Here is a 12,954-nt window from a genome sequence, read left to right as displayed (position 1 = left end):
GCCCGTGGTGCTCCCGTAGCCGTCTGGGAAGCCTGGTGTGGCCCTTAGCAGACTGGTCCTGAACGGGTGCATGGTTCGTTCGGTCCAAGTTGTCCAATCTGGGCCGAACGAAAGGCAAAAGGCCAGTAAAGTGCTGGCCGTGACCAATGCTCCCCCGAAGCACGCCCGTGGCAGACATGCCAAGCCACCGTCCGAGATCTCGGTCAAATGGGATCGGATGATGAAGGTCAGGCCGGGGGAGCGTCATCGGCGCCGGCTGATCGCGGTCGGCACGGGCGCCGCCTCGGTCGCGCTGCTCGGAGTCGCCGCGCTGACCGCCATTTCGGCCACGGCGGGAACCGACGAGGCGCCCCGGGCCAAGGTCGCGGCGCGCAACACCACGCCGAAGCCCAAGCCGTCCGCCAGCGCCAGTGAGTCGGCCGACCCCGACGCCGATCCGGACGAGGTCACCGACGCGGTCCCGTTCATGGAGACCAAGGACCCGGACAAGAAGGTCGTCTCGCATGTGAAGGACGTCCGCCGCAGCGGCGAGTTCCTGCGCGTCTACACCGACCTCGGCGAGGGCGACGAGAACTCCAAGCCCGCCAAGTCGCTGTGCGAGTGGGCCACGCAGTTCCTGGAGGACTCCGGCGACTCGGCCCCCCGCGTCTTCATCCATGGCAAGAGCAGCGACAACGGCAGCGTCGTCCTCGCCAACAAGCAGAGCGACAAGGACGACTGCGGCGTCGAGGACACCCCCTAGGGGCTGGTCCTCCCTACTCGGACGGCTCCAGGGTCAGGCTGATGCTGTTGATGCAGAAACGGTCGTCGGTCGGGGTGTCGTAGCCCTCGCCGTGGAAGACGTGGCCCAGGTGGGAGTTGCAGTTGGCGCACCTCACCTCCGTACGGACCATGCCCAGCGACGTGTCCTCGATCAGGACGACCGACTCGGACTTGGCGGGCTCGAAGAAGCTCGGCCAGCCGCAGTGCGAGTCGAACTTGGTCTCCGAGCGGAAGAGCTCGGCGCCACAGGCACGGCAGCGGTAGACGCCGACCGTCTTGGTGTCGGTGTACTCACCGGTGAACGGCCGTTCCGTGCCCGCCTCGCGGAGCACGTGGAACTCCTCAGGGCTGAGCTGAGCCCGCCACTCTTCGTCGCTCTTGTGGATCTGTGCCATGTCTTGAAGTTACCTCGCGTGGGCGAATTCCCTGCGCGCCGCCCTCTGTCGTAAGCGGCCGTTAAGAGATCCGTCCCGGGGGCCTTCCCGTGGGCCGTCCCGGGGTCCGTTGCGGGGTCCGGTAAGACGGCCGTTGCGGGCCTTGCCTGGGATCTTGTCGTACGGGTGGGTTAACGTGCGGGTATGGCCTCGCCGTTCATCGAGATCCCGGTAGGGGATCGGCTCGTCAAGGTGTCCAATCCCGACAAGCCCTACTTCCCCGAGCACGGCTACACCAAGCGGCAGCTCGTGGAGTACTACCTGGCCGTCGGGGAGGGGATCCTGCGCGCGACCCGCAACCGGCCGACGACGCTGGAACGGTGGCCCGGAGGGGTCTTCGAGGGCGCCAAGCTGGCCACCCGGATGGACTACGCGCGGGGCCAGGCGGGCCATGGGGCCGGCAAAGCCGACGCGTTCTACCAGAAGCGCGTCCCCAAGGGGGCTCCCGACTGGGTCCAGACCGCCCGGATCGAGTTCCCCAGCGGGCGCAGCGCGGACGAGGTGTGCCCGACCGAGGTGGCGGTGATCGCCTGGGCGGCCAACCTGGGCACGCTGACCTTCCACCCCTGGCCCGTACGATCCGACGACGTCGATCATCCCGACGAGCTGCGCATCGACTTCGACCCGCAGCCCGGCACCGACTTCAAGGATGCCGTCCGGGTCGCGCTCGGGCCCGCCACCGACCTGCTGAACGAGCTGGGCTACACCGGCTATGTGAAGACCTCGGGCAAGGGCGGCCTGCACATCTACGTGCGGATCGAGACCCGCTGGACGTTCACCGAGGTGCGCAGGGCCGCGCTGGCCTTCGGCCGTGAGGTCGAACGCCGCGTCCCCGCCGAGGTCACCACCAAATGGTGGAAGGAAGAACGCGGCGAGCAGGTCTTCATCGACTTCAACCAGAACGCCCGCGACCGCACGATCGCCTCCGCCTACAGCGTCCGGCCGCTGCCGCACGCCCCGGTCTCGGCCCCGGTCACCTGGGACGAGCTGGCGGACGTGGAGCCCGAGGACTTCACGATCGCGACGATGCCCGAACGGTTCGCCAAGCTCGGCGACCTGCACGCCACCATCGACGACCAGGCGTTCTCCCTGGACCCGCTGCTGGAGATGGCCGACCGCGACGAGCAGGACCACGGCCTCGGCGACGCCCCCTACCCGCCCAACTACCCCAAGATGGCCGGCGAGCCCAAGCGCGTTCAGCCCAGCAAGGCCCGCCACGACGACGACTGAGCAGGTGAGTTAGGTCTTGCGGGCTACGCCGCAGTAGCCGGGGACCTCGTCGGGCTCGCCCCACTCGGTGGTCGCGGGACGCCAGCGGGACATCGAGACGACGCCGGGCTCGAGGATCTCCAGGCCGTCGAAGAGGCTGGTGACCTGGGCGCGGTTGCGGGGGACCATCGGGTTGGCCGACTTCTCGTTCCAGTCCTCCTGGGCCTCGGCCTGGGCGGTGCGGCCCTCGTCGAAGTCCAGGGTGGCGTGGGTGATGACCAGGTAACTCCCGGACGGGACGGCGTCCATCAGGCGATTCAGGATGCCCTTGGCCTCGTCGAGGTCGCGGATGAAGTGCATGATGCCCAGCAGCATGATCGCGACCGGCTGGTCGAAGTCCAGGGTCTCGGACGCCAGCTCAAGGATCTTGCCGGGCTCGTTCAGGTCGGCGTCGATGTAGTTGCAGACGCCCTCGGGCGTGCTGGTCAGCAGCGCGCGGGCGTGCACCAGGACCAGCGGGTCGTTGTCCACGTAAACGATGCGGGACTCGGGGGCGACGCGCTGGGCGACCTCGTGGGTGTTGTCCATGGTCGGCAGGCCGGTGCCGATGTCCAGGAACTGCCGGATGCCGACGTCGCCGGTCAGGTGCCGCACGGCCCGGCCCAGGAACGCCCGGTCGGCCAGGGCGATGTTGACGATCTGCGGGAACAGCGCGCGGAACTGCTCGGCGGCCTCCCGGTCCACGTCGTAGTTGTCCTTGCCGCCGAGCAGGTAGTTCCACACCCGGGCCGAGGTGGGGACCGTGGTGTCCACCTTGGGGTTCACGTCTTCGGACACGGCGGCTTCTCCTGGTTCGTAGTGTTTGCACCCAAAATATCCTCCTGATCGTCGAAGCGCAGCGTGGACGACGGCCTTGGGGCCGCCGCCCACGCGGCGTGATCAGTGCAGGACGGCCGTGGTCACGGCCCGGGTGATCTGGGTGCTGTAGACGCCGCGGCCGAAGGTGGCGGCGAGCAGGCGTCCGGAGCGGGCGTTGTACTCGATGTCGTTCACCGGGGCCAGGGGCAGGTCGCCGAGGCGGACCCATGTGCGGCCGGCCGGGGCGCCCGCGAAGACGCCGACGTCGGTGGCGACCAGCAGGACGCCGGCCGGGCCGATGACGACGTCGTTCACCGGCGCCTGCGGCAGGTTGCCGGTGACGTCCTGCCAGTGCCGGCCGCCGTCGGCCGTGCGCAGGACGTGCCCGCCGGTGCCCTGCGTCCGGTAGCCGGACAGGGTGGCGAACGCCCGGCGGGCGTCGCGCGGGTCGACGGCCACGCGGGTGACCCAGGGCTGGTCCTTGAGCAGCAGGTTCCAGGTCTTGCCGTCGTCGCGGGTGATCGAGATCCGGCCGTCGTCGGAGCCGACCAGGATGGTGGCCGGGTCCGAGGCGCTCGGCGCGACCGTGGTGAGGGTACCGAACGGGTAGACCTCGTCACGGCCGGGCCCGCCGGTGAGGTCGGGGCTGATCGGGGCGTAGTCCAGCCCGTTCGTCGAACGGTAGAGGCGGTCGCTGCCGAGGTAGACCGTGCCGGTCGCGGCCGGCTGCAGGGCGACGGGGCTGAACCAGTTGTAGCGGTCGTCGTCGGCCAGGCCGCGGAAATCGGTCAGGGTGTCGCCGCCGTCGGCCGAACGTGAGCAGGAGCCGAACTGGTAGCAGCTGTAGACGATCTCCTGGTTCGCCGGGTCGATGATGTTGGCCTCGCCGTCGCCGCCGTTGAACTCGTTCCAGCGCGGCCCGCCCCAGGTGCGCACCGAGCCGTTGTCCTGCGCGCCGCCGGCGATCCTGGTCGCGTCCTGCGCACTGGTGGTCAGGCCGTAGAACTGGGTGAACGGGTGGTTGACCGCTGTGACCCAGCTGTCGCTCTTGCCGTTGTCGTCGGAACGGTAGATCCCGCCGTCGTTGCCCTCGTAGATCCGGCCGGGCACCTTCGGGTCCCAGATCATGGCGTGGTGGTCGGGGTGCATGCCGTCGTTGACCGTCCAGCTCTTGCCGCCGTTCACCGACTCGCGCAGCGACGCCGAGGGCGTGAAGAGGTGGTCGGGGTCGGCCGGGTCCACCCAGACGTGACCGGTCCACCAGTACGGCACGTCCCCGTCGGGCAGGGCCCCGGTGGCGAAGGAGTCGCCGCCGTCGTCGGAGACGTAGAAGCCCAGGTGGTTGCCGAACTGGCTGTAGGTGGAGGTCTGCACGTACACCCGGTCGGGCCGTGAGGGGGCGACGCCGACGCCGATGCGGCCGAGTCGCGGGTCGCTCTTCAGCCCGACGTCGTCGCCGGGCGTCGGGGCGGTGACGTTCTCCAGCCGTTTCCAGGTCGTGCCGCCGTCGCCGCTGCGGTACAGGCCCGAGCCCGTTCCGCCGTAGCGGCGCAGGTCGGGCTCGCGGCGGCGGTCCCACAGCGTCGCCCAGACCCGCCGCGGGTTCTTGGGGTCGATGACGACGTCGTTGGCGCCGGTGGTGTCGTTGGCCCCGTTCAGCGTGCGGGTCCAGCTGCGGCCCGCGTCGGTGCTGCGGTAGACGCCGCGTTCGCCGCCCGGCCGGAACAGCGAGCCGGTCGCCGCGACGAAGATCCGCTTGGGGTCGGCGGGGTCGATCGAGATGAGCGAGATCGTGGCCGAGTGGGCCAGGCCGACGTTCTTCCAGGTCCGGCCGCCGTCGGTGGAACGGTAGACCCCGTCGCCCTCGTAGGTGATGGAGCCGCCGCCGGGGTTGGCCTCGCCCGTGCCGACGTAGATCGAGCCGTCGCTCGCGGTGGCGACCGCGCCGATGGCCTGCGGGTAGGACTCGGGCCAGGTCGCGACGAGGGTACGGCCGCGGTCGGTGCTCTTCCAGAGCCCGCCGCTGGCCGCCGCGACGTAGACGGTGCCGGCGTGGCGCGGGTCGACGGCGACGCCGGTGACGCGGCCGCCGACGTTGTCGGGGCCTTCCGAACGCCAGGGGACCTTCAGCCCGTGCACGCGCCGTGCCTGGCCGGCCGCCTGGACGAGAGCCCGTTCGGGCAGGCCGAGCCCGCCGGAGGTGTCCTGCAGCGCCTTGAACTCGCCGGGCGCCGCGGGGCCGAGCCCGTCGTCGGGCTCGTCGGGGTCGGCCGCGGCTGTGAGGGGACGGAGTGCGGTGAGCGTCAGCAGGGCGGCGGTGAACGCCGCGCAGGCCGCGCGCCCGCGTGAGGGGAATGGCATCGAGTGCCTCCAGGGATCGAAGCGATCGCCTACGGCGCACTCGTATGCCTGGGGCCTCAGCCGGTAAATGTCAGTGCTTCATAATCTTTGGTGTCGTTCACCCCAATTGTCGCGGTCCTCGCTGTTGTCGCACGGCGGGCGAGCGCCCCGCTGGCCGGGGCCGGACGGGACGGGGGCCGGACGGGACGGCCGGACGCGACGAGGCCGCCGCCCCCGGAAGGGACGACGGCCAGGTCGAGGTGATCGGTTAGTAGAGCTTCTTCTCCTGGCGGGGCAGGTTCACGTGCTGCGGACCGCGCCACGCGCCCTTGGACTCGTTCGGCGCGACCAGCGTGCTCGCCTCATCGCCGCCCGCGACGATCGGGACGGTGATGGACGTGCCGGACAGGTCGATCGTGACCTGCGCGCCCGTCGCCTTCTCGGTGTTGTAGTCGTAGTCGGCGCCCGAGAGGACCAGCGCCACCCGGTGGCCCTTCTTGAACACGTACTCCTGGGAGAGCGTGTTCCAGCGGACCGTGTAGAACGTGCCCGGGGTGAGCGGCGACGGTTTGCTCAGCGAGGACCGGTTCTGCAGGTCCATCCAGCCGCGCGCCACCACGTTGACGTCGGACGTGACGGTCTTGGTCCGGGTCTGCTTGTAGCAGGCGTCGTCGGTCGGGATGCTCTCGCCGTGGCAGTCCTCGGTGGTGAGGGTCTGGATGCCCGAGCCCGCGCCGAGGTAGTCCACCCGCGTGTCGGTGCCGTAGTCCACCAGCAGCGCCGTCACGTTGGCGTCCGGCTTGTCGAGCTTCACCTTGATCTTGGCGTCCGGGGTGCCGGACAGCCGTCCGGTCGCCGGTAGCGGCGCGGACACGTAGGCGAGCCTGTTCGGGTTGGCGGTCGTCGGGTCGGCGACCATGTCCGCCTCGGGCAGGCCGTAGCCGTCCGTGCCGGGACCGTCGGTGAACGCGCCGGTCGTGCCGTGCGGGGCGGGCTTGGTGCCGAGCGAACCGTCCGCGGCGGGCACCAGCGACACGCGCTTACTGTCGCGGGCGGGCCACGACGACTGCGTGATCCACTTGTCGGGACCGACCTCGATGTCGGCGCGCGGCTCGCGCAGCGCGTCGTTGTTGATCTTCTGCAGCTCGTGGTCGAACCACTTGTGCAGGGTGTTCACCCAGTCGTCGCGGCGGATGTCGAACGGGTCGACATGGCCGGTCTGCGACAGCCACACCTTGCGGACGACGCCGTTCTTGCCCAGGTCGGACCACCACTGGGCGAAGTGGTTGTCCTTGACGTTGAGGTCGTTCACGCCGTGGTAGAAGAACACGCTGGCGCGCACGTTCTTGGCGTTGCCGAACGTGCCGTTCCGGTAGTTGCGGTGGTTCCAGTAGTCGTTGTAGTCGCCGGTCGCGTCGTCCTCGCCGGCGTCGTGCGCGGCGACGACCGAGGCGCACTTGGCGGGTGGGTCGGTGTCGACCAGGTCGGCGAGGTAGGGCTGCTCGTCCTCCCAGTACTTCACGCCGTTCATGCGGCTGTAGTCGTACCAGCTGCTGATCGCCGAGATCGGGACGATGGTCTCCAGCCCGCGCACGCCCGTGGAGGCGACGCCGTTGGCCAGCGTGCCGTCCCAGGACTTGCCGATCATGCCGGTGCGGCCGGTGGTCCAGCTCGCCTTCACCGGCGTGCCGTCGGCCTTGGTGGCCTTGGCCCGCCCGTTCAGCCAGTCGATGACCGCCTTGGTGCCGAGCACGTCGGATTCGCCGACGCCCGGGCAGCCGTCGGACTTGTTGCTGCCGATCGCGTCCACCGCGAGGAACGCGTAGCCGCGCGGCACGAAGTAGTTGTCGTAGAAGAGCGGGAACTTCACCGGGTTGCCCGCGGCGTCGTAGACTTTCTTCTCGCTCTCGTTGCCGCGCCCGAGGTTGTCGTAGTACGGGCTGGCGTCCATGATGACCGGCACCTTGAGGCCCGCGTCGCTCTCCTTGGGCCGCACGATGTCGACGTTGACGCGGTCGCGCTTGCCGTCGCCGTCGGTGTCGAGGCCGGCTTCGACGTAGACGTGCTCGCGGATCGCGTCCTTGTAGGAGAAGACGGGCTGCGTCAGCCCGTCCTTCACCACGATCTTGGGTGGGGCTGCGGCGTGCGCGGCGCTGAGGCCGCTCACGCCTGCCAGGGCCGTGCCGGTGAGCACGGCGACCGCGACCGTCTGCGGGGTTCGTCTCAGGGATCTCCTAAGCAACCCGCACCTCCGAGGGGATTCGAAAATGATCTCTACGAGGTCGTACATTCCTCGCCAAAGGTCACAGAACAATCTCAGCGACCTGTACTGGCCGCACGGTTCGCCGCCGGCACAGCCGCACGGTTCGCCGCCGACAGAACGGCGTGCACGGACGCGGTGAGGATGGAGGTGTCGATGCCGACGCCCCACGAGACCGTTCCGTCGACGCGGCACTCCACGTACGCGGCGGCGCGGCTGTCGGAGCCGGGACCGGTGGCGTTCTCGGAGTGGTGCAGGATCTCGACCGGGATCCCGGCGGCGGCGAGCGCCGCGGTCAGCGCGGCCAGCGGGCCGTTGCCCGATCCGGCGTGCACGCTCTCCTCGCCGTCGATGCGCAGCTCGGCGGTGAAGTCGTGCCGCTGCGGACCGGTGTGTGCGGTGCGCCAGCCGGTCAGCACGACCGGGCCCTCGTCCGCGCGGTCGATGTACTCGGCCTGGAAGAGGTCCCACAGCTCCTTGGCGCTCACTTCCGTGCCGCCGTCGTCGGTCGCCCGCTGAACGATCTGGGCGAACTCGATCTGCAGGCGGCGCGGCAGGTCCAGCCCGTAGCCGGTCTGCAGCAGGTAGGAGATCCCACCCTTGCCGGACTGGCTGTTGACCCGGATGACCGCCTCGTAGTCGCGCCCGACGTCGGCCGGGTCGATCGGCAGGTACGGGACGTTCCACGGCGCCTGCCCGGCGGGCACGCCCAGCTCGGCCGCCTGCCGCGCGTGGTGCGCCATGCCCTTGCGGATCGCGTCCTGATGCGTTCCGGAGAACGCGGTGTAGACCAGGTCGCCGCCGTAGGGGTGCCGCTCGTGCACGCCGATCCGGTTGCAGTGCTCGACGGTGCGGCGGATCTCGTCGATGTCGGAGAAGTCGATCCGCGGGTCCACGCCCTGGCCGTGCAGGTTCAGCGCGAGCGTGACCAGGTCGACGTTGCCGGTGCGCTCGCCGTTGCCGAACAGGCAGCCCTCCACGCGCTGCGCCCCGGCCAGCACCGCCAGCTCGGCGCACGCGACGCCGGTGCCGCGGTCGTTGTGCGGGTGCACCGACAGGATGACCGCGTCGCGGCGGGCCAGATGGCGGTGCATGTACTCGATCTGGTCGGCGTAGACGTTCGGCGTCGCGATCTCGACCGTGGCGGGCAGGTTGTGGATCACGGGCCGGTCGGGGGAGGCGTCCCACAGCGCGGTCAGGCTGTCGCACACCTCCAGCACGTAGTCGGGCTCGGTGAGGTTGAAGACCTCCGGCGAGAACTCGAAGCGCACGCCGGGGCGGTCGCCCGCCAGGCGGGCCACGTGCGTGGCGGCGTCCAGGATGAGCGCGTGCAGGTCCTTGCGGTCGCGGCCGAGGACGACGTTCCGCCAGGTCGGCGCGGTCGCGGTGTAGAGGTGAACGACCGCACGGGGTACGCCTTCGATGGAGGCGAAGGTCCGTTCGATGAGGTCGCGGCGGGCCGGGGTGAAGACCACGATCGTCACGTCGTCGGGCACCACGCCGGGCTCGGCCAGGTCGCGGACGAAATCGAAGTCGGTCTGGCTGGCCGACGGATAGCCGACCTCGATCTCCTTGAAGCCCATCGTGACCATGAGGTCGAAGAAGCGGCGCTTGCGGGCCGGGTCCATCGGCTCGGCCAGGGCCTGGTTGCCGTCGCGCAGGTCGACCGGCACCCACAGCGGCGCCCGTTCGATGCGCCGGGCGGGCCATGCGCGGTCCTCGTTCAGGATCGCTACTCGTTCGTGCGCCGGGCGGTAGCGGTGGTACGGCATCGCGCTGCCGCGCTGCGGATTCCAGGCGGGCGCGTCGCCGGGAACGGGGCCGTCGGGCGTGCGCAGGGTCGGGAAGCTGTTCACGTTCGGTGGTGTCCTTGCCGTCGGTCTGAAGACCGGCAGCACCGAACCCCGCGGCGGGGTGCCGGTCGTTTCAGGCCCCGCCGCGGCGCCCGAGAAGCAGACCGAACAGCGTCATGATCCGGTACTCTAACCACATCTCAGCTCCTCAGACAACCTGATGACTAGGATCGTTGATGCCACTAGGTCCGCTCCGCCCCAGCCCGCTGGTCGAACAGGCCGCCCTGCACCTGCGCGAGCAGATCACGAGCGGGGAGTGGCCGGTCGGCACGAAGCTGCCGGGGGAGACCACGCTGGCGGCGCAGCTGGGCGTGGGGCGTTCGACCGTACGGGAGGCGATCCGGGCGCTGGCGGGGGCGGGCCTGCTCCAGGCGCGGCAGGGGTCGGGCGTCTTCGTCATCGCGACCGAGCCGGAGGAGGACCTCCAGACGCGGCTCCGGCGGGCCTCGGTCGGTGACGTCTACGAGATCCGGATGATGATCGAGGTCCGGGCCGCCGAGCTTGCGGCCGCGCGGCGTACGGACGAGGACCTGGCCGCGATGGACCGGGCCCTTGCCGCGAGGGGCGAGGCCGCCGGGGGGCCGGACGAGCCGTTCATCGACGCCGACATCGCCTTGCACGTGGCCGTCGTGGCCGCCGCGCACAATCCGCTGCTGGGAGACCTCTTCGGCGAGTTCCTACCGGTGTTGCGGGAGGGGCTGCTCGATCTGGTGAGGCTGATCGACGTCCCGACCGCCGAGGGGGACCACGGCCGCGCCGCGCACACCGGCCTGGTCGAGGCGATTCGCGCACGGGACGCGGCCGGGGCGGCGGCGACCATCGAGGAGGAACTGCGCCGCACCGTCGCCTACCTCAAAGCTCGTCCTTGAAGCCGCCGATGATGCCGCGCAGGCCGAGCTCGAAGCGCTCGTCCAGGCCGCGGTCGGTGACGGCGGCGGTGACGGCGACGAGGTTCGGGTACTGCTCAGGCGGCAGGCCCCGCACGTACTCCTGGATCTCGTCGAGCCGTTCCCTGGCCTCGGCGCCGGTGCCGAACGCGATCTCCTGGGTCACATAACCCACCGCGTAGTAGAGGAACACCAGGTAGCAGCGGTTGGCGAACGCGTCGCTCGCGCCCGCGCGCCGCAGCGTGCCGATCACGAACTCGGCGAGGCGCATCCAGTTCGGCCCGAGCGGCACGCGGCCGTTCAGTAGCCGGGTCGCCGCGGGGTTGGCCAGCAGAACGCGGCGGATCTCGCGGGCGGCGGCGGCCAGCCGTTCGGTCCACTCGCCTGCGCCTGCGCCCTCGTCGTCGGCGGGCAGCCGGCACTCGCCGAGCACGGCGTCGACGACCAGGTCGAACAGCTCTTCTTTGCTGCGGAAGTGCCAGTAGAGCGACGGCGACTTGATGTTCAGCTCCGACGCCAGCCCGCGCATGCTGAACGACTCGAAGCCGTCCCGCTCGAAGAGGGCGAGGGCGGCCTGCACGATCTCGGCCCGGCTCAGGCGGGGATCGGCCTCCCGCTCCTCCCGCCACAGGTGCGCACGGTCTGCCATGGGGCCTCACCCTAGCATTGATAGGGCTCCCTAGCGTTGCTAGTCTGCGCCTAGCGTTGCTAGGGAAGCCCCCGATTCGAAGGGTCAGGCGAGACCGATGACTGTGCAGAAGCCCGTCGCGGACGCGGTGGGAGCGGAGAACGGTGGTGAGCAGGCCGGCTGGTGGCCGCTCGTGGCGATCGTCACCGCCGTGTCGATGCTCATGATGAGCGCCACGATCGTCACCGTGGCGCTCCCGGACATCCAGCGCGACCTGGGCGCCGACCTCACCGACCTGCAATGGGTGGTCAACTCGTTCACCCTCGCCACCGCGGTCTTCCAGCTGACCGCCGGGTCGCTGGGGGACCGGGTCGGGCGCCGCCTGATGTTCCTGATCGGCGTCGCGGGCTTCGGGCTGGCGTCGCTGGCGTGCGGGCTGGCGCAGAGTCCCGGGGTGCTCATCTGGGCGCGGGCCGCGCAGGGGATCGCGGGCGCGATCATGTTCGCGACGACGCTCGCCCTCGTCGCGCAGGTCTACGACGGCCGGATGCGGGGCCTGGCGTTCGGGGTCCGCGGCGCCGCCGCCGGGGTCGCCGTGGCGCTCGGCCCGCTGCTGGGCGGCGCGCTGGTCGCGGGCATCGACTGGCGCTGGGTCTTCTACGTCAACATCCCGTTCGCGATCGTCACGCTGCTGATCGGCTGGCTCAAGCTGCCGCGCGAGGAGGAGCTCCGCCAGGGCAAGAGCCTGGACGTGGGCGGCCTCGTCACTTTGACGGCTTCCTTGATCCTGCTGATGGTCGGGCTGCTGAGGGGCGAGGACTACGGTTGGTCGAGTGCGCGGGTGATCGCGATGTTCGCGGGCGCCGTGGTCTTCATGGCGGCGTTCATCGTGGTCGAGGCGGTGCACAAGGAGCCGATGCTGGACCTGTCGCTGTTCCGCTCCCGCTCGTTCAGCGGAACGCAGCTCAGCACGGTCGCCACGCACGGCAGCTTCTTCGCGCTGCTGGTCTATCTGTCGCTCTACTTCCAGAACCAGCTCGACTACTCGGCGTTCAAGACCGGCCTGTGCTTTCTCGCGGTCAACATCCCGATCCTGCTGGCGGGCCCGGCTGCGGGCGCGTTCATGGACCGGCTGCCCACCTGGCTGCTGCCGACCGCCGGGCTGGCGCTGGTCGGTGCCGGCCTCGTGGTGATGCACGGGCTGACGGTCGGCTCGTCCTGGACGCACCTCGCGCCGGGCATGATCATCGCGGGGTTCGGGCTGGGGATGGCCCTGCCGGCGATCGGATCGCTGTCCATGGAGGTGGCCGACGGGCCGCGGCTGGGGATGGCGGCGGGCGTCAACAACACCGTGAGCCAGACGGCCATGGCGATGGGCATCGCGATCTACGGCGCGATCCTCGGGCGCCGGGTCACGCACACGATGGGACGGGACCTGGCGGGCAGGCACCTCCCGGTGCACGACCTCGCCGGGGCCGCGTCCGGTGGGCAGATCAAGGCGGTCGCCGCGCACCTGCCCGCCGGACTGCGCGGGCCTGTGATCTCCGCCGCCGAGCACGGCGTGGTGAACGGGCTGAACGTGCTGTTCTTCGTGGCGGCCGGGGTCGCTCTCACCGGGGCGGCGCTGTCCGTGATCTTGATCAGGACGCCTGGGCGTCGTTGAGCTGAGGCGGAGGGGAAGCCGAGGGAGAGTCGAGAGGGTGCCGAGGGGGAGTGCCCTTTT

At 70.3% G+C, this 12,954-nt stretch carries 10 protein-coding genes; 4 read left to right on the top strand and 6 right to left on the bottom strand.

Translation table 11 applies throughout. From position 1 onward, the window contains the following. Positions 1–139 precede the first annotated feature (139 nt). A complete protein-coding gene (locus tag J4573_RS15580; RefSeq protein ID WP_208256200.1) occupies positions 140–742 on the top strand; it encodes a hypothetical protein in 603 nt (200 codons plus the stop codon). 13 nt (positions 743–755) lie between these two features. On the opposite strand, the gene msrB is transcribed toward J4573_RS15580, so the two are convergent. Then, positions 756–1,157 carry a peptide-methionine (R)-S-oxide reductase MsrB gene (gene msrB / locus J4573_RS15575; protein WP_208256199.1) on the bottom strand — a complete coding sequence of 134 codons (402 nt, stop codon included), beginning with the start codon at positions 1,155–1,157 and terminating at the stop codon, positions 756–758. A gap of 183 nt (positions 1,158–1,340) precedes the next feature. On the opposite strand from msrB, the gene J4573_RS15570 reads away from it, so the two are divergent. Then, complete coding sequence (locus J4573_RS15570) at positions 1,341–2,426, top strand: DNA polymerase domain-containing protein (protein ID WP_208256198.1); 1,086 nt, start codon at positions 1,341–1,343, stop codon at positions 2,424–2,426. 9 nt (positions 2,427–2,435) lie between these two features. Here J4573_RS15570 and J4573_RS15565 read toward each other — a convergent pair whose 3' ends face one another. From J4573_RS15565 to leuA, 4 genes are all read right to left on the bottom strand, one after another. After that, positions 2,436–3,242: an SAM-dependent methyltransferase gene (locus tag J4573_RS15565; protein WP_208256197.1), complete on the bottom strand. Its 807-nt coding sequence runs from the start codon at positions 3,240–3,242 to the stop codon at positions 2,436–2,438. 102 nt (positions 3,243–3,344) lie between these two features. Next, complete coding sequence (locus J4573_RS15560) at positions 3,345–5,624, bottom strand: WD40/YVTN/BNR-like repeat-containing protein (protein WP_208256196.1); 2,280 nt, start codon at positions 5,622–5,624, stop codon at positions 3,345–3,347. A 247-nt stretch (positions 5,625–5,871) separates the two neighbouring features. After that, the gene (locus tag J4573_RS15555) at positions 5,872–7,845 is read right to left on the bottom strand and encodes a Xaa-Pro dipeptidyl-peptidase (RefSeq protein WP_208256195.1); all 1,974 of its coding nucleotides are present in this window, start codon (positions 7,843–7,845) and stop codon (positions 5,872–5,874) included. Between the two features lie 74 nt (positions 7,846–7,919). Further along, the gene (gene leuA / locus J4573_RS15550) at positions 7,920–9,635 is read right to left on the bottom strand and encodes a 2-isopropylmalate synthase (RefSeq protein ID WP_208256603.1); all 1,716 of its coding nucleotides are present in this window, start codon (positions 9,633–9,635) and stop codon (positions 7,920–7,922) included. Positions 9,636–9,892: 257 nt separating this feature from the next. On the opposite strand from leuA, the gene J4573_RS15545 reads away from it, so the two are divergent. Beyond that, entirely contained in the window at positions 9,893–10,585 is a 693-nt protein-coding gene (locus J4573_RS15545; protein ID WP_208256194.1) for a FadR/GntR family transcriptional regulator, read from the top strand. Here the strand turns inward: J4573_RS15545 and J4573_RS15540 are convergent. Continuing rightward, positions 10,569–11,252, bottom strand: coding sequence for a TetR/AcrR family transcriptional regulator (locus J4573_RS15540; protein ID WP_208256193.1), 684 nt, complete (start codon positions 11,250–11,252; stop codon positions 10,569–10,571). The two genes, J4573_RS15545 and J4573_RS15540, sit on opposite strands and share 17 nt — an antisense overlap. Before the next feature lie 97 nt (positions 11,253–11,349). Here J4573_RS15540 and J4573_RS15535 point away from each other — a divergent pair, with 97 nt between their 5' ends. Next, on the top strand, positions 11,350–12,894 hold the full coding sequence (locus tag J4573_RS15535; RefSeq protein ID WP_208256192.1) for an MFS transporter: 1,545 nt from the start codon (positions 11,350–11,352) through the stop codon (positions 12,892–12,894). The last annotated feature ends 60 nt before the right edge of the window (positions 12,895–12,954 follow it).

Origin of the sequence: Actinomadura barringtoniae (genome assembly GCF_017573505.1) — a bacterium.
In the GTDB taxonomy this organism is placed as follows: domain Bacteria; phylum Actinomycetota; class Actinomycetes; order Streptosporangiales; family Streptosporangiaceae; genus Spirillospora; species Spirillospora barringtoniae.
The sequence above is the reverse complement of the archived record's forward strand: the minus strand, read 5'-3'. Positions and strand labels throughout refer to the sequence as shown.